The organism is Miniimonas arenae (assembly GCF_006351005.1).
GTDB lineage: Bacteria > Actinomycetota > Actinomycetes > Actinomycetales > Beutenbergiaceae > Miniimonas > Miniimonas arenae.
In genome coordinates, this window is the sequence record NZ_VENP01000049.1 from 1 (window position 1) to 23194 (window position 23194).

The window sequence follows — 23194 nt, forward strand, 5'->3', positions numbered from 1 at the left end:
TCCGGCCTCAAGCCCGCGGCCCGCGTCACCCGCCCCCGTGCCCTCCGGCCTCAAGCCCGCGGCCCGCGTCACCCGCCCCCGTGCCAGGGTGAGGGGGTGGAGATCCTCGTCGTCGCCGTCGTCGGCCTGCTGACGATCGCCTTCACCACCTCGCTCGCGCCGCGGCTGCGGATCGCCGCGCCGCTCGTGCTCGTGATCCTCGGGCTCGCGGTGAGCCTCATCCCCGCGGTGCCCGAGGTGACGCTGAACCCGGACGTCGTGCTAGAGGGCATCCTCCCGCCGCTCCTGTACGCCACCGCCGTCTCGACGCCGACCATGGACTTCCGCCGCGACTTCCGCCTCATCGGTGGGATGTCGGTGCTGCTCGTGGCCGTGAGCGCGGTGGCGCTCGGGTTCCTGTTCACCGCGCTCATCCCCGGTCTGCCGCTGGCTGCGGGCATCGCGCTCGGCGCGATCGTCAGCCCCACCGACGCCGTCGCCACCTCGATCGTGCGGGAGGTGGGCGTCTCGCCTCGGATCACCTCAGTCCTGGAGGGCGAGTCCCTGCTCAACGACGCGACGGCGCTCGTGCTGCTGCGCTCCGCCGTCGCCGTCGCGCTCGTGGGCCAGCGGGAGGCGGGCCAGGTGCTCGGCGACTTCGTCTGGTCGGTCGCGGTGGCCGTGGTGATCGGCGCCGTCGTGGGACGGCTCAACCTGCTCGTGCGCGCCCGCGTCTCGGACGCCTCGGCGAACACCGTGCTCTCGTTCGCCGTGCCGTTCCTCGCGTCGGTGCCGGCGACCCTGCTGAACTCCTCCGGGCTCGTCGCCGCCGTCGTGGCGGGGCTCGTGACGGGGCACGGCGCGGTGCACCACATCCGGCCGGCGCACCGCGCGGCCGAGGCGGTGTCGTGGCGCACGATCTCGCTCGTGCTGGAGGGGTCGGTCTTCCTCCTCATGGGCCTGGAGATGACGGCGATCGTGGCCGACCTGGGCGGTTCCTCGCTCGCCGTCACCGGGCTGTGGGTGGCGTTCGTCGGCCTGGTCGCCGTGCTCGGGGTGCGGCTCGTGTACGTGACCGCGGTGCTCGTGTCCCTCAACCGGCGTCAGCGGCGCAGCGGCGACCTGCGCGAGCGGCTCACGGCGATCGACTCCCGGCTCACCGAGCTGGAGGAGGCGGCCGCGCACGAGCCGCACGAGGACGACCGGCACCGGCGCGGACCGCGGTCCTTCGCCTCGATGCGGCTGCGGGTGACCCGCAAGCAGTACGACCTGGACTACTACGACGCCGCGCCGTTCGGCTGGCGCGAGGGCGGGGTGCTCACGTGGGCCGGCATGCGCGGCGTGGTCACGGTGGTGGCGGCGCAGACGCTGCCGACGTCGGTGCCGCACCGCTCGCTGCTCGTCTTCGTCGCGTTCGTGGTCGCGGCGAGCTCGCTGCTGCTTCAGGGCGGGACGCTCGGGCTGGTGGTGCGGCTGCTGCGGCCCGCGCGCGTCTCGCCCGAGGACCTCGCGGCCGAGAACGAGCGGCTGGACCGGCACCTGCGCGCCGCGGCGTTCGCCGCGCTCACCGAGGCGGCCGACCCGGAGGTCGCCGAGCAGATCCGCCGACAGGTCGGGCGCATCGCGCGGCCCGAGTCCGCCGCGCCGTCGCGCGCCCGGGTGCAGGAGGTGCGGCTGCACATGATCGAGGCGCAGCGCGAGAGCCTCGTGCAGGCGCGCGACGCCGGAGCCTTCTCGTCCGGCACCCTGACCCACGCGCTCGCGGCGCTCGACGCGCAGCAGATCGCGCTGGAGATGCAGCGCGAGGCGGACGTGCGCGAGGCCGAGGAGGAGACCGGCGAGGCTCCGGAGGACGTGCCCGACGACGGCGCCGCGCCCGACGGCGAGCTGTCCGACGGCGAGGCGCGCGACGGCGAGCTGCCCGACGGTGGGCTGCCCGGTGGTGGGCTGCCCGGTGGTGGGCTGCCCGGTGGTGGGCTGCCCGGTGGTGGGCTGCCCGGCGGCGCGGCCCAGGACCTCGCAGCACTCGACGACCCGGAGAGGACCACATGACCGACACCGACGAGGCGAGCGACGCGCGCGCCACGACCGTTCCGGGCGGCTCAGCCCGCCCCGCCGTGCCACCCGTTCCAGCCGCACCCCGGCGCGTCGGGGTGATGCTCCCGCGCGACCTCCCCGTCGCTCAGGTGCTGCCGTTCGTCCGCCGAGCGGAGGAGCTCGGCTTCGAGGAGCTCTGGGTCGTCGAGGACCTCGGGTTCCGCGGCGGGATCGCGCAGGCGGGCGCGGTGCTGGCCGCGACCGAGCGGATCACGGTCGGCCTCGGGATCCTGCCGACCGGCGCGCGCAACGTCGCGTTCGCAGCGATGGAGCTCGCGACGCTCGCGCACCTCTTCCCCGGGCGGCTCGTCGCGGGCATCGGCCACGGCATGCCGGGGTGGATGCGCGACGTCGACGCGTGGCCCGCGAGCCCTGTCACCCTGTTGACGGAGTACACGACGGCCCTGCGGGCGCTGCTGCGCGGCGAGCGGGTCGCCACGCAGGGCCGGTACGTCACGCTGCACGACGTGCAGATCGGCGAGGTGCCGGACGTCGCGCCGCCGGTGGTGCTCGGGGTGCGCGGGCCGCGGTCGATGGCCGTGGCCGGTCGGGTCGCCGACGGCGTGCTCCTGGCCGAGCCGTCCCCGCCGACGTACGTCGCGGCGGCGATCGAGCAGCTCGGCGGTCCGGTCGGGGCTGACGGCGCGCGTCGGGAGGTCATGGCGTACGACGCCGCGGCGGTGGCCGACGAACCCGAGGCGGCCTACGCCGTCGTGCGTCCCGCGCTGGCGTGGATCGGCGAGCCGGACTGGGCGCCGCACGTGGCGCGGCTGCCGTTCGCGGCGGAGCTCACCGCGCTGCGGGAGCGCACCGGTTCGCCGCAGGCGTTCGGGGCCGCGCTGCCGTCGGAGTGGCTGGCGGACCTGGCGCTGGCCGGCACGCCCGATCAGGTCCGCGCGGGCGTCGCGGCGCGGCACGACGCGGGTGCGACGAGCGTCGTCCTCACGCCCGTCGGCGACGACCGCCTCGGCGCCCTGGAGACGTTCGCTCGCGTCCTCGGCACCTGACTTCGGGGATAGGACAGTGAGAGTTCGGCTAGCCTAACTCTCGTGCCCGAGCGCTCGACCTCACCCGCGTCCGCACCGCTGTCCGGCGGGGCCGGTCTCAGCCCCGATGCCGGCCTCGGTGCCGGTGCTGGCCTCGGTGCCGGTGCTGGCCTCGGTGCCGGTGCCGATGACGGCGTGAGCCGCGGTGCCGAGGCGTCTGCTCCCGACGGCGCGCCCGGTCGGACCCCGCGCGGCGGGTATGCCGCGCTGGCGCGGCTGCTCGGACCCGCGTTCGTGGCGGCCGTGGCGTACGTCGATCCGGGCAACGTCGCCGCGAACGTCACGGCGGGTGCGCGTTACGGCTACCTGCTGCTGTGGGTCCTCGTGGCCGGCAGCGCGATGGCCGTGCTCGTGCAGTACCTCACGGCACGCCTCGGTCTCGTCACCGGGCGCTCACTTGCGGAGCTCATGGGCGAGCGGTACCGGAGGTGGCCGCGGCGCGCGGCGTGCCTGCAGGCCGAGATCGTCGCGATCGCGACGGACCTCGCCGAGGTGATCGGCGGTGCGATCGCACTGCAGATGCTGTTCGGCGTCCCCCTCCCGCTGGGCGGCGTGATCGTGGGGCTGGCGTCGATGGGGCTGCTGGCGGTGCAGACCCGTCGGGGGCAGCGCGCGTTCGAGGGCGTCATCGTGGCGCTGCTCGCCGTGCTGGCGGTCGGCTTCCTCGCAGGGCTGTTCGTCGCGCCGATCGACGCGGGCGACCTCGCGTCCGGGCTCGTGCCGCGGTTCGCGGGGCCCGACACCGTCCTGCTCGCGGCGTCGATGCTCGGCGCGACCGTGATGCCGCACGCGATCTACGCGCACTCGGCGCTCGCCCGCGACCGTCACGTCCCGCGAGACGCGCTCCGAGGTGCGGGCCGAGACCGCCGACTCGCCCAGCTCCTGCGGGCGACCCGGTGGGACGTGCTCGTCGCGCTGCTCGTCGCCGGCACGGTCAACGTCGCGATGCTCGTGCTGGCCGCAGCCAGCCTGCCCGGGCAGCCCGGCACGGACACGATCGAGGGCGCGCACGCGGTGATCGCGCAGGCGCTGGGCGCGGGGATCGGGACCGCGTTCGCCGTCGGGCTGCTGGCCTCGGGACTCGCGTCGACGGCCGTCGGGGCGTACGCGGGAGGTTCGATCGCGGGCGGCCTGCTGCACGTGCGGGTCCCCCTGGTGGTGCGCCGCGCGGTGACGATCGTGCCCGCGGTGGTGGTGCTCGCCGTCGGGATCGACCCGACGTGGGCGCTCGTGCTGTCCCAGGTCGTGCTGTCGCTCGGGATCCCGTTCGCGCTGGTCCCGCTGCTGCGCCTGGTGGCCGCGCGCGACCTCATGGGCGCGTGGCGGGTGACCGGCTGGCTGCTCGCGGCGGCGTGGGTGGTGGTCGCGCTCGTCGTGGCTCTCAACGTCGCGCTCGTGGTGCTCACCGTCGCGGGCTGAGCCTTTCCACGTCAGTCCCGAGCGACCTACGGCCTGCGGCGCTGAGGACGCCTGGGTCGGGAGCGGCGGGGCCGGGGTTGTCTGCGTTGGGAGCGTCTGGGTCGGGAGAGCTCAGGCGGCCGTTTCCGGGCGGGGGAGTGCGTCCCACGTGCGATCCGTCAGCGTCCGCCCGCACAGCGCGTGGTCCAGTCGCTCTGCGAACGCTGGCGCCCGCACCTCGTGGAAGAGGGCCGCCAGAGCGGACAGTCGGGCCGTGAGCGCCTCCTCGACGCGCTCGGCGGCCCCCACGCCCGCCTCCGTGAGGTAGTGCTCTCGGCGCCGCGGATACAGCGACTCCGGCGTCCCGTCAGGTCTCACCCCGCCCTGCATCCACGCGGGCTTGGTCCGGAGCTCGCCGTCGACCAGGCCTAGCGAGCGCAACATCGCGAGCGTCTGCGACGTCGCGGAGTGCGTCGCACCCAGCGCCGCCGCGACGTCTCGGACGGCGGCTCCCGGGTGGTGGCGCAGGACGATCAGGGCGCGCGTGAAACGTGGTCGGAGTGCCGGGAGGTCGACCACGTCGCGCAGATCGTCGAGGGAGCGTTCGAGCGCCGCGAGCTGCTCCCACAGGGGCGTCCACGCCAGCTGCCCGACGGCGTGGCGCGGGCTCTCGGCGTCGCTCGGCCCTCGCGCGGCGGACGGTTGCGGTCTCCGTCCCGGCTTCGTCGTCATCGGTGTCTCCTCGCCTCGGTGGCTCCGGCGGAACGCGGGTGCGCCGACCGTGCGAGCCTGCGCTGAGCGTGCGAGCCTGCGACGACCGTGCGAGCCTGCGCCGACCAGTGCGAGCCTGCGCTGAGCGTGCGAGCCTGCGCTGAGCGTCCAGCCTGCGCCGACCGTACGGAGTCGCCACCCGCCCGGGCGACCCCGCTGTGGACGGGCCCTGGATCAGACGCACCCCGTTCGGATGGGGACAACCGCGGTGGTGCCGCTCAACCACCGGGCGACTGACAGCGCTGTTACTCGACGGGTCGACTGAAAGTCCGCCGGACCGCCGCAGGAACCGCAGGATCGCGCCACTTTGTCGCCCGAACCGTGCGAGCTGCGATCGTTCCCCGTGAAGTGCACAGCCACAGCGCTGTGGCTGTGTAGTCGATCGAACGGCTCGGGCAGTTCGCTCCTCGGCGCTCACAAGTGGCGGAATCATGCGACTGGTGAGCCGTCAAGGGTGCTGAAGGGCTGCGGAGGGCAGTGACAGTGCTTTCAGGCGCGGCTGTCAGGCGCGTCCGTGCGGGAGCGCGTCGGACAATCGCGGCCGCGGGCGGGCGCCACGGATGCAGCGAGCGTTGGCGCGCCGGCCGCAGCCGGCGTCAGCGCGTCCGCCCCAGCCCGCGTCAGCGCGTCCGCCCCAGCCCGCGTCAGCGCGTCCGCCCCAGCCCGCGTCAGCGCGTCGGACGTGGCCGGCGTTCGCGCGTCGGATGGTCGCGACCGCACGCTGGCGCGACGGACGTAGCCGGCCTCCGCGCGTCGGCCGCGGGCGGCTCAACTGAGCCGGTGGGATCCTGGGGCCATGTCCCTCGCCGCCCGGCTCGCCCTCGTCCGCACGCAGATCGCGGAGGCCGCGCTCGCCGTCGGGCGCGATCCGGCGGAGATCCGGCTGGTCGCGGTGAGCAAGACGTTCCCGGTCGAGGACGTGCGTGCGGCGCTCGAGGCGGGCTGCCGCGACCTCGGCGAGTCGCGCGCGCAGGAACTCGTGGCGAAGGCCGAGGCGCTCGCGGACCGGGACCCTGTCCCGCGCTGGGTCTTCATCGGGCCGCTGCAGTCGAACAAGGCGCGCGACGTCGCCCGCTACGCGCACGAGCTGCAGTCGCTGGACCGCGTCGAGCTCGCGGACGCACTGCAGCGCCGCCTCGACGCCGTCGACCGCACGCTCGACGTGCTCGTGCAGGTCAACACCTCGGGCGAGGAGGCCAAGTCGGGTGTGGCGCCGGACGAGGCCGTGGCGCTCGCCCGCGTCGTGGCGGCGCACGACCGACTGCGGGTGCGCGGGCTCATGACGATCGCGACGCTCGGTGGCGACGAAGCGGAGACCCGGCGCTGCTTCCGCGCGCTCGCCGAGACGCGGGAGCGACTGCGCGACGCCGCGATCGACGGCGTCGACTCTGCGGAGCTCTCGATGGGGATGTCTGCGGACTTCCCACTTGCGATTGCAGAGGGCGCCACCACGGTGCGCATCGGCACCGCGCTGTTCGGGCGTCGCTGAGCGACCGTCGAGGCTCGGTCGGGGTCCTGCTGAGCACGCCTCCGCCCGGTCGAGGCCGTTGCTGAGCACGCCTCCGCCCGGTCGAGGCGGTCACTCACTCGAGGCTGGCGAGCCAGTCCCGGACCAGCTCCACCACCCGGCCGTCCGCGGGGGAGTGGTTGCCCGGCACGACGGCGAACGTCACCGGTCCGGGCGCCTCGCCCAGGCGCGTACGCAGCTCCTCGGGCGTCCCGAACGGGTCGGCCGCGCCCGACACCGCAAGGGTCGGGACGGCGACCTGTGGCAGGTGCGCGATCCGGAGCTGCTCCGGCCGGCCCGGTGGGTGCAGCGGGTAGGAGAGCAGCACGAGAGCCCCGACTGCGAGGCCCTGCGCCACCGCGACGGACGCCATCCGGCCGCCGAAGCTGCGTCCGCCGACCGCGAGCTGGCCGAGCGGGACGCCCAGCTCGGCCGCGAACGCGTGCGCCTCGGAGACCACGTGCGCGACGGCGAGCTCCGGCTTCTCCGGTCCGCCCCGGCCGGCAGCTCGGTTGGCGAACTCCGACCGCCGCACCGGCAGGGGCGCCAGGCCGTGCTCGAGGGCGATGAGGGTGCGGTTGTCCCGACCCGCGCTCGCGCCCGGGTAGACCAGCAGTCCGGCGATCGGCATGGATCCGACCGTAGCCGCGCGGAGGCGTTGCTCCTGGGATCTCGACGACTCCCTTGCCCGGTAGCCCCGTGCCGAGGCCCGGTCTCCTCGACACCAGCGTCTTCATCGCCCGCGAGGACGGTCGACCTCTCGACGTCGATGCTCTCCCGGCCGAGTCCGCTGTCAGCGTGGTGACGATCGCGGAGCTCCAGGTCGGCGTGCTCTCGGCGCCGGACACCGAGGTGCGTGCCCGGCGGATGGCGACGCTCGCGACAGCGTCCCAGGTCACCCCGCTGCCGATCACGGTCGAGGCCGCCCGCGCGTGGGCGACGCTGCGGGTCCGGTTGGCGGAGGAAGGTCGCCGAGCGAACGTCAACGATCTGTGGATCGCCGCGATCGCTCTCGCGGAGGGACTCGACGTCGTGACGCACGACTCGGACTACGACGTCATCGCCTCCGTCGGGGGTCCCGGAATCGTCCGGGTCTAGCCAGGCTAGGTCGCGACGGAGCAGCCGGTCGTCCACCTCGGCCGCTCCGATATGACCCGGCCGCCACCCGCGGCGGCGCACAATGGCCCATGACCTCCCGCGCTCGCGTCGTGCTGCCCGTGCGGTGGTCCGACATCGACCTCTTCGGCCACGTCAACAACGCCGCCTTCCTGCGCTTCCTCGACGACGCCCGGTTCGCGGCCTTCCCGCTCATGGGCGTCGACGGCTCCGGCACCGTGACGGACGCCGTGCTCGTCGTCGTGAAGAACGAGATCGACTACCTCGCTCCGGTCCCCTTCACACCCGACCCGCTCGCCGTGGAGGTCTGGGTCAGCCGGGTGGGTTCGTCCTCGGTCGACTTCGGGTACGAGGTCACCGGGGGCGCCAGCGATCGCGGGACGCCCGTCGGCGCGGGCTCTGACGACGCAGCGCCCGACGCCGCGGCCCCCGACGGCGCGGCCCCCGACGGCGCAACCCGCGCCCGTGAGCCCCGCACCTACCTCCTGGCGCGGTCCCGCATGGTGCAGGTCGACCGCGCGAGCGGTCGCCCGCAGCCGTTCGCCGAGGACGAGCGTGCAGTCCTCGCCGCCCACACCGACGCGGAGCCGGTCCTGCGCGGCTGGTGACGGCGGGCCCCTGACGGCCCGCACCTGGCGGCCCACCCCTGACGGCAGATCCACGCGGGCGCGCGCCCGGCCGCCGGGTCGACCCACCCGATCGGGCGAGAAGGTCCGCCCGACCAGTCCTCGCCGTCGTGCGGGTGCGTCGCTACGGTGTGCTCACGACGTCGCCGTGCCCGCCACCGGGGGAGGTCGCATGGCCACCGCGATCCGCATCGAGGCGCTGCCCGCACGGCTGGGCGACTGCCTGCTCGTGGAGTGCCCGCGCGAGGGGACGCGGCCCTGGCGGATGCTCGTCGACGGCGGCCCGCCCGACACCTGGCCGCGCCTCGAGGCGCGGCTGCAGGCGCTGGCCGACCCGGCGATCGACGTCTCCGTCGTCACCCACATCGACTCCGACCACATCGGCGGGTTCATCCCGTTCGTGCTCAGCCCGCACGCGCGCGACGTGGGCGACTTCTGGTTCAACGGGGCGCGGCACCTCGTCCCGGCCGGGAAGATGCGCAGCACCGCGCAGGGCGACACCGTCGTCAGCGCGCTCACCGGCGCCACCCCCGGGCTGCGCGCGGCGCCACTGCCGTGGAACGTGGCGTTCGGCGGCGGACCCGTGCGTTGCCCCGACCCGCCCGACGCCGGCCGCACCGGCACGCCCCTCCCGGTGATCGAGGTCCCCGGCGGCCCGCGCCTCACGATCCTCTCGCCCACCCCGACGCGGCTGCGCGTGCTCGGTCGCAAGTGGAACGAGGTCGAGGAGGAGCTGCACCGCGGACCCGAGCTCGGCGTGGCCCCGCCGATGGCGCCGCCCCCGCTCGGCGACCTCGAGGACCTCCTGCCCGGCCCGACCACGCGCGACCCCTCGGCCCCGAACGGCAGCAGCATCGCGTTCCTGCTCGAGCACCGCGGCGCGAGCGCGGTGCTGTCCGGCGACGCGTTCGGGAACGTGCTGGCGCTCTCGCTGGCGATGCTCGCCGTCGAGCGCGGGAGCGAGAACGTGCCCGTGGACCTGGTCAAGCTGCCGCACCACGGCAGCGTCAACAACGTGCTCGCGGCGCTCGTGCAGGCGGCGCCCGCCCGGCACTACCTCGTCTCGACCAACGGCGACACGTTCAACCACCCCGACGATGCCGCGCTCGCACGGGTCGTCCTCGGCGCGCCCCGCGGCGCCGAGCTGTGGTTCAACTACCGCACGCCGCGCACGCAGCGGTGGGCCGAGCCCGCACTGCAGGCGCGGTACGGGTTCACCGCGCATCTCCCCGCCGCAGGCGCGGACGACGAGCACACCGGCGACGGCGAGCACGGCATCGTCGTGGAGCTTCCGGAGCGCACGTGACCAGCCCGCGCGGGTGGGGACCGATCCCCCCGGCCGACCCGTCCGGGGCGCCCGACGCGGCCCGCGCGTGGGGGCCGTTGCCAGGCGCGGCCGCGGGCCCGACCGCTGCGACGGACCTTCACCACACGCCGGGCCTGGCGCCGCGGGGCGCCATGCAGATGGTCCCCCTGGCGTCGCTCGTCAGCGAGGACCTGCGCGCCGTGCCCGGGCCGACGCTGCAGGCGGCACTGGCGAGGCTCGCCGTCGAGCCTCGTGACCCCGCCGCCGGGCGCGACGCCGTCGTCGCCGCGCTCCTGGCCGGCGAACCGCGCCGTGCTCTCGCGCTGCTGCGGTCCGCGGGGAGCGCGGACGCGGTACCGACCACCCCGCGCTGGGGGTCGCCGGCGCGCTCGCCGCTCTCCCCGCGTGTCGTCGCGGCGCTCACCGCGTGGGTGCAGCAGCTCGAGGCCAACTGGTACCCCGGCAACGTCGGAGGGGTGTTCCGACGGTTGGACGAGTTCAGCGTGGTCGTGCCCACCCCGGGCACTCCGGAGGAGGAGCTGCTCGAGCGGGTCGTCGCCCAGGGGCCGCCTGCGCTGCTCGCCGCGCGGGTGCTCGTCGAGGGCGCGGTGCGCTCGGGCGACCCGGTCCTGGGCCAGGTGCTCGGCAGTGCGCTCGGACAGCTCGACGACCTTGCCTCGTGGGCGTCGAGCCGCGGTCAGCAGCCGCTGGCGTGGTGGGCCGTGCTCGCGGGCGCCGACCTGCTGCGCCGCGCCCGGAACCCGGGCTGGTTCGACCGGCTCCAGGTCGCGCGCTCGTCGGCCGTCGACCCGGCGCAGGCGTCGCTCTCGTTCCTCGTCGAGGGGGACGCGTACGGCACGCCCGGGTCGTCCGCGGAGGCGATGGGCTGGGACCTCGCCCCGCAGCCGATCCCGCCGCCCGCCTTCGACCTGCTGGGTTCAGCGCGGTGCTGGGGAGCGGCCCGCGCGCTCCTCGGTGCGCGCCAGGACGTCCCGCGGCTCACCGCCGCGATCGCACTCCGGCATGCGCTGCTCGCGCGGGCGGCGGGGCGCGACGGCGAGCGCCTCACCGAGCTCGACACCGCGCTGTCGTGCGCGCGGGCCGCGGGCGACGGCGCGCTCGAACGCCTCGTCCTCGTGCACCGCGTGATCGCCGACGTCGACGCCGGGCGCCTCACCCAGCACGCCGTCGACCTCGGTGGTGGCTGGCGGCCGCCGACCACCGGGCCGATCGCCGACGTCGTCGCGTGGGGCGGCTCGGTCGGCAGCCGCAGCTGGTGCGTGGGGCTCTCGCTGCTGCTGGAACGGTTCGCGGGCTCCTGCTATGCCGGAGGCAGCCCGGCGCGCGGCCGGGTGGCGGCGACCGCGGCTGCGGTGGTGCGCGCCGTGGATCCGGACTTCTCCCCGCGCCAGGTGCTCGGTGCGATGGCGCAGGCGGACTCGGCATCCAACCTCGCGGTGAACGCGCAGCTGCGGCTCGAGCGCGCGTTCGGGTCGATGCTCTCCGCGCCGCCGGCGTCCGGCGCGGCGGCTCGCGTGTCCGCTGCTGCGGGGTCGGCTGCCGGCGACCGGACGCCGGCGCCCGCCGGCGCCTCGTCCGCGAGCGGTGCCGCGGCGGCGCCAGGTGCCGATCCGCCGACGGCGCCCGTGCTGGACGACGCGTTCGTCGCCGCCGTCGAGGAGCGCAGCAGCGCCGCGACCGTGCTCGTCGACGCGCTCAACCGCCGGCTGCGCGGGCCGTCCGCCGCGCAGGTCGCCGACCGCCTGACCCTGCTCCGCGACCAGGTGAGCGCCGTGGTCGAGGCGATCGACGCCGTCGTGCCTCCCGACGACGCGCCCCTGCCGGCCACGCCCGAGGAGCTGCAGCGGCGCTGGGCCGAGCTGACCGCGGGCGGCGTCGGGGCGGCGGACCCCGCGGCGATGCGCCTGTTCACGGCGCGGATGGTGCGGCGCTCGGCGCGCGAGGCGACCCGGCTCGCCGAGGCGCTCACGCCGCTCGCGTGCGCCGAGGTGGCGCTCGGGTCGGGGCGGCCGGACGTCGCCGAGCAGTACCTCGACGCCGCGGCGGTGGCCGCGGCACACCCCGACGCGCCCGCCTACCTGCTGCCCGTGGTGCTCGTCCGCTCGCGCCGCCTGGACCGGGCGCGCGAGGCCATCGCCGAGCGGGCGACGGCGGGCAGCCTGCCGCTCCCGGTGGTCGCCACGCTCGCGGCGGCGGCCGGCGACCACCAGCGGGCCGCCGCCGCGCTCCAGGCGATGGACGCCGCAGGTGCTGTCGGCCCGCTCACGTGGCAGGACGCGCTGCCGCGGGCCGAGGTCGAGCTCGCGCTCGGTCGCGTGGCGCAGGCGTGGGACACCGCGCGCGCCGGGGTCGCGCAGCTCGAGGCGTTCGTCGCCGAGCTCGTCCGGGACCCCGACCGTCTCGATGCGTGCGACCAGCCCGACGTCGCCGCGCTGTACGGGGTCCTGGCCCGGGCGGCGCTCGCCGTGGGCGGACCGCAGGCGCCGTCGCTCGGGCTCATGTCGGTGGAGCGGTTGCGGCTGCTCAGCGCCGGCGTGGGGGTCGAGGGCGACGGCGACGGTCGCGCACCCGGCGGCGGATCCGACGGCGCTCCCGACGCTGGTGCCGATGCCGACGGCGCTCCTGACGCCGACGTGACCCTGCACCGCTGGCGGCGCGCGGCGGCCGACTACTCGGTGGCGGCCGGTCGCGTCCTCGCGCGGGTCGCCGGAGCCGGCGTCGCGGACGACGCGTTCGCCGACCTCGACGCCGCCGACGCCGCGCTCGCCGGCGCCGAGCGCGACCTGGACGCGCGTCGTCCGGGCATCCTGCTGCGCCGTGCGGCACCGCGGCAGCCCGAGGACCCCGACGCGATCCGCGCGCGGATGCCGCCGGACACCGTGCTGCTGGAGTACCTCACCACGAGCGACGAGGTCCTCGGGTGGGCCGTGACGCGCGAGGGGGTGCGCACGACGACGACCCCCTGTCCGCGGCGCGAGCTCGCCGAGCTCACGCGTCGGCTGCACGCGTCGTGCGCGGCCGGGCACGCCGACCCGGCGGCGCTCGCGCAGGTCTCCGAGCTCGTGCTCGGGCCCTGGCGCGCGGAGCTGGACACGCACGAACGCGTGGTCGTCGTGCCGTTCGGATCGCTCGCCGTCGTGCCGTTCCACGTCCTGCGCACGGGCGGCGTGCCGCTCGCGGCGACGCACGTGGTGTCCTACGCGCTGCGCGCGACCGATGCGTTCGGGCCCGACGCCGAGGCACCGGTCCGCGCGCGACGGCCGCTCGTCGTCGGCGATCCCGCGTTCGACCCGGCCGCTCGGCCGGGGCTGCGGCGCCTGCCAGGCGCCGAGGCGGAGGCGCGCGCCGTGGCCGCCGCGCTGGGGCTCGGGCCCGGCGCGCTGCTGCTCGGGGACGCCGCCACCGAGGCTGCCGTCACCGCGCGTCTGGACGCGAGCGACCTCCTGCACGTCGCGAGCCACGGCCGGCTTGACGAGCTCTCGCCGTTCGCGTCCGCGCTCGTGCTCGCCGGACCGGACGAGCTGACGGTGTCCGAGATCGCGGGCGAGCGGTTCGGCACCGACCTCGCGGTGCTCACCGGGTGCGACACCGCGCGCGGCACCGCGACGCTCGGGGGGGACCTCGTGGGGCTCACGCGGGCGCTGCTGCGCTCGGGCGTGCGCCGCGCGATCGTCTCGATGTGGCCGGTCGACGACGTCGTCGCGCCCGTCCTCGTGCACGCGCTCTACCGCAGGCTGGCCGACGGCGAGCCACCCGCCCGCGCGCTCGCGCTCGCCGGGCGTGAGGTCGCCTCGCTCGACGCCGATGCGCTGCGCGGGGCGGCCCAGGGGCTGGGCGTCGACGTGGCGGAGCGGCGGGGCGTCCGGCGGGGTGGCGGGGTCGGCGCGGGGGTCGGCGCGGGAGCGGGCGCCGGGGTCGGCGCGGGAGCGGGCGCCGGGCTCGGGACCGGGACCCGTGCTGGGGTCGGTGCCGGGACCGCGCTGCTGCGCGGCCTGCTCGACGACCCGTCGCTGCGGGACGAGGACGAGCCCGAGGCGCTGGGCGGCGACGCCGAGCGCTACTGGGCGCCGTTCGTGCTGGTCGGATGAGGTCGCGAGAACAGCGGGAGGACGCGATGAGCGAGACGGTGGGTGTCGGTGGGCCGAACGTGGGAGGTGCGCGCTCGCCGTCGGGCCGCAACCTCGTGCTGTGCCTCGACGGCACGACGAACGAGCCGGAGAAGCCGTGGACGAACGTCGTGCGGCTGTACTCGGTGTTGCAGCGCGACGATCGGCAGCTCATCCACTACGACCCGGGCGTGGGCACGATGGGCTCGCGCGGCGCGTGGACGCGGCTCGGCCGGTTCTTCTCCAAGCTCGGGCAGATGGCGATGGGTCACGGGATCAAGGACAACGTCGAGGAGGCGTACGGCTGGCTCGTGGACACCTACGAGCCGGGCGACCGGATCTTCGTGTTCGGGTTCTCGCGCGGCGCCTACACGGCCCGGGCGGTGACGGGGATGCTCGCGACGGTCGGCCTGCTGCGTCCGTCGGCGCGCAACCTCGTGCCGTACGCGGTCAAGCTGTGGGCGAAGACGCCGCCCGACGAGGCGAGCCCGAAGCGCAAGGCGTACTGGGACACCACGCGGCGGTTCACGCGGACCTTCGGCCGCCCGACGGCGGAGTTCACCACGCGTTTCGAGACCGTCGAGCGCCAGGTGCGGTTCCTCGGCGTGTGGGACACGGTGAAGACGGCCGGCGTGTTCGGCTGGGCGGGCTGGCGGCCGGGGTTCGTCCAGGCGCGCTGGCCCTACACGCGCGACCTCGTCAACGTCACGACGGCGCGGCACGCCATGGCGCTCGGCGAGCGCCGGTTCCACTTCCCGGTGTCGCGGTTCGCGGCAGACTCCGCACCCACGCCCGCGGTGCTCAAGGACGGGACGCCCGTGGTGGCCCCGGGCCCGCTGCCGCGGCTGCAGGAGGTGTGGTTCGCGGGGACGCACGGCGACGTGGGCGGGGACGCGGAGGTCGCCGACATCGCGCTGGACTGGATGGTGCGCGAGGCCGTAGCGGCGGGGCTGCTTGTCGACGCGCGCAAGTACCGGGAGGCGATCGGTGTCGCCCGCGAGCGCGGCGGGCCCGACCTGCCGCCGTTGCCGCGCGAGCGCTGGTCGGCGCCGCTGCACGCGAACTCCGCCGTGTGGTGGGTGCTCGGTGGGTTCCGCTGGGGCACGCGCGTGGTGCTCGACGGCGACGACGTCCACGAGTCGGTTCTTGCGCGGCGGGACGCGACGGCTGGGTTGCCGGGGTCGCAGCGGTACGCGCCGCGGCTGCCGGAGCTCATCGAGGTGGTGCGGACGCGCTGAGCGGTCCGCTTTCCTGCGGGGAGGAGGCTTCCGCGCGCTCGGAGACTCAATAGCGATACATCGTTGACAGTCGGGTGAGTGGTGGCGCACGATATGTCGGTACCGATCGGACAGCCGATCAGACGATCCAAGGAGAACGAGATGCGTGACCACGACACGATGAGTCAGTACCCGGGTGAGCACCCGGAACAGGGCCCCCGACGCGGGGGCCGACCGGGACGGCGCGGCGGCTTCGCCGGCGGCCCGGGGATGCGGGCGTACGGCCCGCAGTCGGGCGACCCGCGCGGCGGGTTCGGACCCGACGACACGGACTGGGGCACCCCCGGTGAGCACGGTGAGCCCGGCGGCGAGGGGTTCGAGGACGTCCGTGACGCCGACGAGCGCGGTGGTCGCGGGCGCGACCGGGGCGACCGAGGCGACCGAGGCCAGCGCGGTGAGCGGGCCGGCCGCGGCGGGCGCCGCGGCCCGTTCGGCTTCGACCCCGAGGCGTTCGGCCCGGGGTTCGTCCCCGGCGTGGGACCGTTCGGTCCCGGCTTCGGCCCCGCCTTCGGCCCCGGTGCGCACCGCGGCTTCGGCCCCGGTGGGCGGGGCGGGCACGGCGGACCCGGGGGACCCGGTTCCCGACGTGGCCGCGCCCGCAAGGGTGACGTCCGGCTTGCGCTGCTCGCGCTGCTCGGTGAGGCGCCGTCCAACGGCTACGGCCTCATCAAGGGCATCGAGGAGCGCAGCGGTGGCGTCTGGCGCACCAGCCCGGGCTCGGTCTACCCGACGCTCGCCCAGCTGGTCGACGAGGGCCTCATCGCCCCGGTCGAGAACGGCTCCGGCGGCGGCGGCACGCAGTACACCGTGACCGAGGCGGGCACCGCGTACCTCGCGGAGCACGCCGCCGAGGTCGAGCGGATGTGGACGCCGGTCGAGGAGCACTGGGCCGAGATGGGCGACATCCTCGTCTCGGGCCGCAAGCTCATGACGGCGCTGCGCCAGGTGGCCTCCGACGGCACGGCCGAGCAGCGCAAGGCCGCCGCCGAGAAGATGGACGAGCTCCGTCGCGAGCTCTACCGGATGCTCGGCGAGTAGACCCCCGGTGGTCCGACGACCACCCGCTGCCGCACGGCAGAGCACGAACCCCGGCGCACGGCGCGCCGGGGTTCGTCGCGTTCCGGGCGTCCCGTTCGGTCCCGTCCGGCCCACCCGGCTCCCATCCGCGAGCATGCGGTGGGGTGCTCGACGGGCGCGTTCGAGCTGCCAGGCGCATTCTCGGCGATCCCGGCCGGCCCGACCGATGAGTCCGCGCACGCGTGACGGTCAACCGGGGGAGCACCCGACACCGACGAGACGCAGGAGCCACGATGAGCGACCACCCCGCACCCGACCACGTGATCCGCGCCGACACCGCGAGCGACGCCGTCGTGCAGCTCGCCCGTGCCTACTCCGAGCGCGCCGGCGCGCTCGACGTCGACGCGTTCCTCACGCTCTACGACCCGGACGTCGTGGTCTTCGACCTCGCGATGTCGGCGTCGGGCGTCGGCCTGGACTCCTGGCGCCGCGGCGTCGAGTCCTGGTTCGGCATGCTCGAGCCCGGGCAGCGGAACATCGCCGAGATCACCGATGTCACCGTGCTCGGCGACGGCCCGGTCGTGGCCGCGCACGCCCGGGCGCGCTACGCCGTCGAGGGTGGCGAGGCCGGCGACGGCGAGGACGCCTTCGCGATGATCAACCGCCTGACGTGGGTGGTCCGCCAGGGCGACGACGGCGTGTGGCGCATCGTGCACGAGCACACCTCGGCGCCGATCGAGCTCGAGACCGGGAAGGCGATCTTCGGCTGATCGCCAGGGGCGTCAGTCGGCGTGCGCCGCGTGCACCGACGCGAGCTCGACGATCGCGGCGCGCAGCACGTCGGGAAGATCGGGCACGGTCGAGAGCTCCTCGACGAGCGGCACGCCCGACAGCCGCTGCGTCGCCGACCACGCCCGCTCCTTCGCGTGGAACGGGATCTCGGCGGCGTCGAGCAGCGCGAACGCGTCGTCGGCGAGCGAGTTGCGCCGGGGGCGGGCGCCGCGCACGTGCAGGCGTACGCCGTCGCCCAGGTCGAGCTCGCCCAGGTCGAGCCGGAGCGCGGGGCCGAGGATCGCCGTCGGGTCCTCGGCGGCGAGCGATGCGGGAGCGCCCACCGCGGCGCCGCCGCCCACCACGGAGCCGGTGCCCTCGAGCGGTCCGTCGATCCGCTCACCCCCGGCGCGCGCCAGCTCGACGGCGTCCGCGCCGGCGGGGCCGACGAGGTCGACCGTGATCCGGCGTCGGGTCAGCACGCCCGGTCCGGTCGGCGCCGGGATGCTCAGCGTGACGTCGAGCGCGTCGTCGACGGTCTCCCACGCGAGGTCGAACCGCGTCTGCTGGCGGTCGTCCGCCGTGGGCGACCCCGCGCCGTCGTCCTCCACGAGCACGAAGGTGCCGCGCCCCGACGTCCCGACCCGGCCGGGGAAGACGCGCACCACGAGCGCCTCGGGGTTGCGGTCGACCGGCGCGAGGGGGTCGGCCGCGAGCGGGAGCACCGTCCCGGTCCGGGCGAGCACGGGGATCGTGTCGAGCCCGCGGTGCATCGTCACGCGGCGCCCGCCCGCGTAGGTGGCGCCGGTGAAGAGGTCGGTCCACTCGCCGTCGGGCAGCCAGACTCCCGTCGCGGCGAGGTGCGCCGACGGATCGGCGGGCGTGATGACGGGCGCGACGAGCAGGTCGGGCCCGAGCAGGTACTGGTCGCGGGCCTCGAGCGCCGCGCCGACGTTCGGGGCGTCGTGGTACATCGGGCGCACGATTGCGACGCCGTCCGTGTGCGCGGACCATGCGGCCGAGTAGAGGGCCGGGACGAGCAGGTGACGCAGCCGCAGGAACCGCGACATCACGGCCTCGGCGCGCGGGCCGAACCGCCACGGCTCCTTGGTGTTGAAGGCGCTCGCGGAGGAGTGCAGCCGGTTGATCGGCGAGAACACGCCGAACTGGTACCAGCGCACGGCGAGTTCGACGTCGCGCACGCCGAACATGTGGCCGCCGATGTCGTGGCTCCACCACGTGTAGCCGATGTTCGCGGCCGTGGCCGTGAAGTAGGGCTGGAACGCGAGCGAGGCCCACGTGGTGATCGTGTCGCCCGAGAAGCCGACCGGGTAGCGGTGGCTGCCGAGGCCGCCGTAGCGCGAGAACGTGAGGGGGCGGCGGCCCTCGGGGTGCTGCGGGGTCGAGCGGCCGGAGTCGGTGAAGTGCAGGTGGTTGAGCATCCACAGCGGGTCGAGGCCGGGAATGTTGGTGACGCCGCCGGACTGCCAGTCCAGCCACCAGAAGTCCACGCCCTCGGCCTCACGCGGGTGGTGCACGTGGGTGAAGTAGGCGTCGACGAAAGCGCGGTCGGTGATGTCGAACGGCACCGGCACGCCCGACTCGGGATCGAGGCCGAGCGCGCGGGCCACCGCGGGGTAGGCCTCCTCGTGCCGCCGGATGCCGTCGGCCGGGTGGACGTTGAGCGTGACGGCGAGGCCACGCTCGTGCAGCGCGCCGAGGAAGCGCGCGGGGTCGGGGAACAGGTCGCGGTTCCACGTGTAGCCCGTCCAGCCCGTGCCCAGCTCGGGGTCGACGTCCACCACGTGCCAGTCCATGTCGATGACGGCCACCGAGAACGGCAGGCCGCGGTCGCGGAAGTCGTCCATCAGCGCGACGTACTCGGGCTCGGAGTACGGCCAGTAACGGCTCCACCAGTTGCCGAGCGTGAACCGCGGCACCAGCGGGACCGGGCCGGTGAGGCGGTGGTAGTCCGTGAGCGCGGCGCGGAAGTCGCGACCGTACGCGAACAGGTACAGGTCGAGGCCGCCGCCCGTGCGCGGCTCGATCCAGCCGTCCTGCGACATGAGCACCGAGCCGGAGTCGTCCAGCACCGTGAAGCCGTGGGCGGCGAGCACGCCGGGCTCGAGCGGGCACGCGCCGTCGACCTCGTCGAGCGTGCGCGCCGTGCCGCCGAGGTTGCCGCGCAGCGGGAGCGTGCCGGGGATCTCCTGGCCGTAGCGCCACGTCGCGTAGTGCGCGTCGGGGGCGCCGCGGTGCAGCGCGACCGAGAGGCCGGCCGTGGAGAACCGCTCCTTGTCGTAGACGAGCTGCACGTGCTCGGTGCGGATGCTGAGGCGCTCGCCGTCGTCGTCGACGTCGAGCCACGGCGGGTCGAACGCGCGGCTCACGACGGCCTGCGTCGGGCGGTCGACGAACACGCCGTCCGGGTGCCACTCCATCCGGATGAGGCGGCTGGTCAGCGCCGTGAAGCGGTAGGTGCGGCCTGTGACGACGGCGTCGGGGTGGGCGGGCGCGGGGCGCCCGTCGGACATCGCGACCATGCCGTCCACCCTACGGGGCGGGCCTGGTGGTGCGGCGGCAGGTGCGATGCTGGGTCGTCCGCAGCGGGAGGCGTCCCGTCCACCACGGTCGAGGGCCGGCCGTCACGGGGTTCGCAGGACTGTGACCGAGTCCTGCCAGGCGGCCGACATCGCGGGTGCGAGCGCACCCAGCGTCGCTGCCAGGACTGCGAGTATCGCGATCGCCGAGGTGAACTCGACGCTCACGTGCGTGCCGGTGACCTGGAGCCAGAACGACGTCACGCCCGTGCCCACCAGAGCACCCAGGACCGCGGCGGTCGTAGTGCGGCCGACCACGATCGTGACGACGGCCCAGCGGGGGGCACCGAGGGCGCGGCGGCGTCCGATGTCGGTGCGGCGGACGAGCGTGTCGGCGAGCACGACGACCGCAACGAGGAGTGTGCCGGCGCCGAGGACGAGGAGGAGCAGACCTCGGCCGAAGGAGGCGAGGTCACCCACGATCTCGCCGCGCAGCTCGGCAACGGTGACGGGGGAGCGAACCTGAAGCACCGTGGGGTCGCTCGCGCCGACGAGGGCGAGAACCGCCACGCCAGCGCCCACTACACCCTCAACTGCGAAGGGCCAGTTGCCCTCGCGCAACCGGACACCGAAGACCGCGGACTTCACATGACAGACTCTGACTTACCGCATGCCCTTCTCCAGGCACGAACAGGACCGTCGACAAGTCCCATCGTCCCAGGCCAGAGGGGCATTCGCGTCTCACGACCCACCCACCACACCGGCGGATCCGGGTCGAGAGACCTACGGGCGCGGGTCCTCCGGCAGCAGCCGCCGCAGCAGGTCCGCCAGGGTGGTGCGCTCGTCCCGGTCCAGCGGCGCGAGGAACGCCTCGGCCGACGTGCGCCACACCCGCTCGACCTCGACGAGCACCGCGCGGCCCTCGGGCGTCGGGACGACCTCGACGGCGCGGCGGTCGGTCGCGCTCGGGCGGCGCTGGACGAGGCCGCGGTCCTGCAGGCGGTCGATCACCTCGGTCGCCGAGCGCGGCGCGATCCGCAGGGCGGCCGCGATGTCGGCGAGGCGGGGGGCGGGGGAGGGTGCGCCGTCGGGCGCTGACTGGGCCTCGGCGTCGGGCGCTGGCTGTAGCTCGCCGTCGGGCGCGTGCCGGCCGGGCCCGCGACCGCCGCCGTGTCCGTGACCGGCGACCGCGCGCAGGGCGCGCGCCTCGTGCGGTGTGAGGTCGAGCGCGGCGAGGCCGTCACCGGCGGAGCGGCGCAGGGCGCGGGCGACGGCGAGCACGAGGTCCGTCTCGGGGACGCCGGTGTGGCCGTGGACCGTCATGCAGCCGAGCCTAGGGTCGGCGGACCCTGGCCGGGACGGGTCAGAGCATTGACACTCTGCCTCATTGTGAGGTAACCTCAGGATATACCTCCCAAACGATGACACGTTCCCACACTCGAAAGCCTGGTGATGCGCCATGACAGCGCCCACGATCCCGACCTCCTCCTCTCCCGCGTCCCACGCCCCCGGCGTCTCGGCCGGCCCTCGCTCCGGCGGCTCCGGCGGCGCGCACGGCGGCCCCGGCCGCGGCAACCCGATGACGCGTGAGCCGCTCCGGCGTGATCCCGCCGACCTCGCGCAGCTCCGAGCGCACCCCGTCTCCTACCGGCGGATCGCCGGACTGTTCGCTCCGCACCGGGGGCGGCTCGCCGTCGTCGTGCTCCTCATCGTCGCGTCGTCGCTCATCGGGCTCGCGACGCCGTTCCTCACCAAGGCCGTCATCGACGACGCCCTGCCCCACCAGGACCTCGCGCTGCTGGTGCGGTGCGTGCTCGCGCTCGTGGCGGTCGCCGCGGTGACCGCCGTGATCGGGGTGCTGCAGACGTGGCTCGCGACCGGGGTCGGGCAGCGCATCATGCACGACCTGCGCACCCGCCTCTTCGGCCACCTGCAGCGCCAGGACCTCAACTTCTTCACCCGCACGCGTGCGGGTGAAGTGACGAGTCGGCTGACCAACGACGTCGCCGGCGTGCAGGGCGTGGTGACCTCCAGCGCGACGTCCGCCGCCGCCAACGTCACCACCGTGATCGGCTCCCTCGTCGCGATGCTCGCGCTGAGCTGGCGCCTCACGCTCATCTCGCTGCTCGTGCTCCCCGTCGCGATCGTGGTGAGCCGCAAGGTCGCGGCGCTGCGCCGTGACGTCACCGCGCGGCGCCAGGCCGCGCTTGCCGACCTCAACGGTCAGGTCGAGGAGTCGCTGTCGGTCTCGGGCGTGCTGCTGTCCAAGACGCTCGGCTCGGGCCCCTCGCTCGCGTCCCGCTTCACGGAGGCGAGCCGCGGGATGCTCGGCCTCGAGGTCGCGGCGCAGCTCGCGGGTCGGTGGCGGATGGCCACGATGACCGTGGTGTTCGCCGCGATGCCGGCGCTGCTCTACCTGGCCGCCGGGCTGCCCGCCACTGCCGGTGGCATGACGATCGGCACGCTCGTCGCGTTCACCGCGCTGCAGGGCGGGCTGTTCCGGCCGCTGCAGGGGCTGCTCGACGTCGGCGTCCAGCTCACCGCCTCCACCGCGCTGTTCTCGCGGCTGTTCGAGTACCTCGACCTGCCGGTCGAGATCGACGACCCGGCCGACCCGGTGCCGTTCCCCGCGGACCGGGTGCGCGGGTCCGTGACGTTCGACGACGTCACGTTCCGCTACCCGGGCGCCGAGCGCGACGCCGTGTCCCACGTGTCGCTGGCCGTCCCGGCCGGCGGGCACCTCGCGCTGGTCGGGGCGACGGGATCGGGCAAGACCACGCTGTCCTCGCTCGTCCCGCGGTTGCACGACGTCACGTCCGGCGCCGTGCGGATCGACGGCGTGGACGTGCGCTCCGTGCGGCTCGCAGACGTCGCCGCGGTGGTCGGCGTCGTGTCGCAGGAGTCCTACCTGCTGCACGCCACGGTCGCGGAGAACCTGCGGATGGCCAAGCCCGACGCGACCGACGCCGAGCTCGTGGCGGCCGCGCTCGCGGCGCAGCTGCACGACGTCGTGACCGCGCTGCCCCAGGGGTACGACACCGTGGTGGGCGCGCGCGGGCACCGGTTCTCGGGCGGCGAGCGGCAGCGGGTCGCGATCGCCCGGACCTTGCTGCGGGACCCGCGGGTGCTGGTGCTCGACGAGGCGACCTCGGCGTTGGACAACACGACCGAGCGGGCGGTGCAGGCCGCGCTGGACGCGGCCCGGGCGGGGCGCACGACGATCACGATCGCGCACCGGCTCTCGACGGTGCGCGACGCGGACGTGATCGCGGTGCTGGACGGCGGGCGGGTCGTCGAGCACGGCTCGCACGTCGAGCTGCCCGCGCGCGGCGGCGCCTACGCGCGGCTCGTCCGAGACGCGGGGACGACGGCGGGGCTCGCCGCCGCCTGACCCGCCGGGCCACCCTTCGCGAGGTGATCTTGGTCCTTTCGCGAGAGGATCTTCGTCCTTTCGCGAGAGGATCTCGGTCCTTTCGCGAGGTGATCTCGGTTGCCGGCACGACTCCGCGACCGCGGACTTCAGCCCGCGACCGACGGACTTCCTCTCGCGAAAGGACGGACTTCCTCTCGCGAAAGGACGGACTTCCTCTCGCGAAAGGACGGACTTCCTCTCGCG

At 75.2% G+C, this 23194-nt stretch carries 17 protein-coding genes; 12 read left to right on the top strand and 5 right to left on the bottom strand.

All coding sequences use genetic code 11. The features are described from left to right. Positions 1-96: 96 nt before the first annotated feature. The 3 genes from FH969_RS11680 (at position 97) to FH969_RS11690 (ending at position 4541) form a co-directional block, all read left to right on the top strand. Positions 97-2031: a cation:proton antiporter gene (locus tag FH969_RS11680; RefSeq protein WP_139987350.1), complete on the top strand. Its 1935-nt coding sequence runs from the start codon at positions 97-99 to the stop codon at positions 2029-2031. Further along, on the top strand, positions 2028-3083 hold the full coding sequence (locus tag FH969_RS11685; RefSeq protein ID WP_139987351.1) for an LLM class flavin-dependent oxidoreductase: 1056 nt from the start codon (positions 2028-2030) through the stop codon (positions 3081-3083). The genes FH969_RS11680 and FH969_RS11685 overlap by 4 nt, the downstream gene beginning before the upstream one ends. 246 nt (positions 3084-3329) lie before the next feature. Continuing rightward, positions 3330-4541, top strand: a complete 1212-nt coding sequence (locus FH969_RS11690; RefSeq protein ID WP_139987361.1) for an Nramp family divalent metal transporter — start codon at positions 3330-3332, stop codon at positions 4539-4541. Positions 4542-4652: 111 nt separating this feature from the next. Here FH969_RS11690 and FH969_RS11695 read toward each other — a convergent pair whose 3' ends face one another. Then, positions 4653-5252 carry a MarR family transcriptional regulator gene (locus tag FH969_RS11695; RefSeq protein WP_139987352.1) on the bottom strand — a complete coding sequence of 200 codons (600 nt, stop codon included), beginning with the start codon at positions 5250-5252 and terminating at the stop codon, positions 4653-4655. A gap of 835 nt (positions 5253-6087) precedes the next feature. Between FH969_RS11695 and FH969_RS11700 the strand changes: the two genes are divergently transcribed. Next, positions 6088-6780 carry a YggS family pyridoxal phosphate-dependent enzyme gene (locus FH969_RS11700; RefSeq protein ID WP_139987353.1) on the top strand — a complete coding sequence of 231 codons (693 nt, stop codon included), beginning with the start codon at positions 6088-6090 and terminating at the stop codon, positions 6778-6780. 94 nt (positions 6781-6874) lie between these two features. Here FH969_RS11700 and FH969_RS11705 read toward each other — a convergent pair whose 3' ends face one another. Then, positions 6875-7429, bottom strand: coding sequence for an alpha/beta hydrolase family protein (locus tag FH969_RS11705; RefSeq protein WP_139987354.1), 555 nt, complete (start codon positions 7427-7429; stop codon positions 6875-6877). 68 nt (positions 7430-7497) lie between these two features. Here FH969_RS11705 and FH969_RS11710 point away from each other — a divergent pair, with 68 nt between their 5' ends. The 7 genes from FH969_RS11710 to FH969_RS11740 all read left to right on the top strand — a co-directional run bounded on the left by FH969_RS11710 (position 7498) and on the right by FH969_RS11740 (position 17037). Next, positions 7498-7896, top strand: coding sequence for a type II toxin-antitoxin system VapC family toxin (locus tag FH969_RS11710; protein WP_108718796.1), 399 nt, complete (start codon positions 7498-7500; stop codon positions 7894-7896). A gap of 89 nt (positions 7897-7985) precedes the next feature. Next, positions 7986-8522, top strand: a complete 537-nt coding sequence (locus FH969_RS11715; RefSeq protein ID WP_108718797.1) for an acyl-CoA thioesterase — start codon at positions 7986-7988, stop codon at positions 8520-8522. A 190-nt stretch (positions 8523-8712) separates the two neighbouring features. After that, complete coding sequence (locus FH969_RS11720; RefSeq protein ID WP_139987355.1) at positions 8713-9846, top strand: ComEC/Rec2 family competence protein; 1134 nt, start codon at positions 8713-8715, stop codon at positions 9844-9846. A 152-nt stretch (positions 9847-9998) separates the two neighbouring features. Then, a complete protein-coding gene (locus FH969_RS11725; protein ID WP_139987356.1) occupies positions 9999-13955 on the top strand; it encodes a CHAT domain-containing protein in 3957 nt (1318 codons plus the stop codon). 26 nt (positions 13956-13981) lie between these two features. Continuing rightward, entirely contained in the window at positions 13982-15211 is a 1230-nt protein-coding gene (locus FH969_RS11730) for a DUF2235 domain-containing protein (protein ID WP_108718800.1), read from the top strand. 141 nt (positions 15212-15352) lie between these two features. Next, entirely contained in the window at positions 15353-16288 is a 936-nt protein-coding gene (locus tag FH969_RS11735; protein ID WP_234417446.1) for a PadR family transcriptional regulator, read from the top strand. 272 nt (positions 16289-16560) lie between these two features. Next, positions 16561-17037 carry a YybH family protein gene (locus FH969_RS11740; protein WP_108718801.1) on the top strand — a complete coding sequence of 159 codons (477 nt, stop codon included), beginning with the start codon at positions 16561-16563 and terminating at the stop codon, positions 17035-17037. 12 nt (positions 17038-17049) lie between these two features. Here the strand turns inward: FH969_RS11740 and FH969_RS11745 are convergent, their stop codons facing one another. The 3 genes from FH969_RS11745 to FH969_RS11755 form a co-directional block, all read right to left on the bottom strand. Continuing rightward, the gene (locus FH969_RS11745) at positions 17050-19581 is read right to left on the bottom strand and encodes a glycoside hydrolase family 31 protein (RefSeq protein WP_139987357.1); all 2532 of its coding nucleotides are present in this window, start codon (positions 19579-19581) and stop codon (positions 17050-17052) included. 102 nt (positions 19582-19683) lie between these two features. Continuing rightward, the gene (locus FH969_RS11750) at positions 19684-20148 is read right to left on the bottom strand and encodes an FtsX-like permease family protein (protein ID WP_139987358.1); all 465 of its coding nucleotides are present in this window, start codon (positions 20146-20148) and stop codon (positions 19684-19686) included. Positions 20149-20361: 213 nt separating this feature from the next. Beyond that, positions 20362-20901, bottom strand: a complete 540-nt coding sequence (locus FH969_RS11755; RefSeq protein WP_139987359.1) for a MarR family winged helix-turn-helix transcriptional regulator — start codon at positions 20899-20901, stop codon at positions 20362-20364. A 136-nt stretch (positions 20902-21037) separates the two neighbouring features. Between FH969_RS11755 and FH969_RS11760 the strand changes: the two genes are divergently transcribed. Then, positions 21038-22969: an ABC transporter ATP-binding protein gene (locus tag FH969_RS11760; protein WP_139987360.1), complete on the top strand. Its 1932-nt coding sequence runs from the start codon at positions 21038-21040 to the stop codon at positions 22967-22969. The last annotated feature ends 225 nt before the right edge of the window (positions 22970-23194 follow it).

Bases quoted from the DNA above. Each gene is read 5' to 3' on its own strand.
- FH969_RS11685 (WP_139987351.1), top strand. From the start codon at position 2,028: ATGACCGACACCGACGAGGCGAGCGACGCGCGCGCCACGACCGTTCCG.
- FH969_RS11695 (WP_139987352.1), bottom strand. From the start codon at position 5,252: ATGACGACGAAGCCGGGACGGAGACCGCAACCGTCCGCCGCGCGAGGG.
- FH969_RS11700 (WP_139987353.1), top strand. From the start codon at position 6,088: ATGTCCCTCGCCGCCCGGCTCGCCCTCGTCCGCACGCAGATCGCGGAG.
- FH969_RS11705 (WP_139987354.1), bottom strand. From the start codon at position 7,429: ATGCCGATCGCCGGACTGCTGGTCTACCCGGGCGCGAGCGCGGGTCGG.
- FH969_RS11715 (WP_108718797.1), top strand. From the start codon at position 7,986: ATGACCTCCCGCGCTCGCGTCGTGCTGCCCGTGCGGTGGTCCGACATC.
- FH969_RS11720 (WP_139987355.1), top strand. From the start codon at position 8,713: ATGGCCACCGCGATCCGCATCGAGGCGCTGCCCGCACGGCTGGGCGAC.
- FH969_RS11725 (WP_139987356.1), top strand. From the start codon at position 9,999: ATGCAGATGGTCCCCCTGGCGTCGCTCGTCAGCGAGGACCTGCGCGCC.
- FH969_RS11730 (WP_108718800.1), top strand. From the start codon at position 13,982: ATGAGCGAGACGGTGGGTGTCGGTGGGCCGAACGTGGGAGGTGCGCGC.
- FH969_RS11735 (WP_234417446.1), top strand. From the start codon at position 15,353: ATGCGTGACCACGACACGATGAGTCAGTACCCGGGTGAGCACCCGGAA.
- FH969_RS11740 (WP_108718801.1), top strand. From the start codon at position 16,561: ATGAGCGACCACCCCGCACCCGACCACGTGATCCGCGCCGACACCGCG.
- FH969_RS11745 (WP_139987357.1), bottom strand. From the start codon at position 19,581: ATGGTCGCGATGTCCGACGGGCGCCCCGCGCCCGCCCACCCCGACGCC.
- FH969_RS11755 (WP_139987359.1), bottom strand. From the start codon at position 20,901: ATGACGGTCCACGGCCACACCGGCGTCCCCGAGACGGACCTCGTGCTC.
- FH969_RS11760 (WP_139987360.1), top strand. From the start codon at position 21,038: ATGACAGCGCCCACGATCCCGACCTCCTCCTCTCCCGCGTCCCACGCC.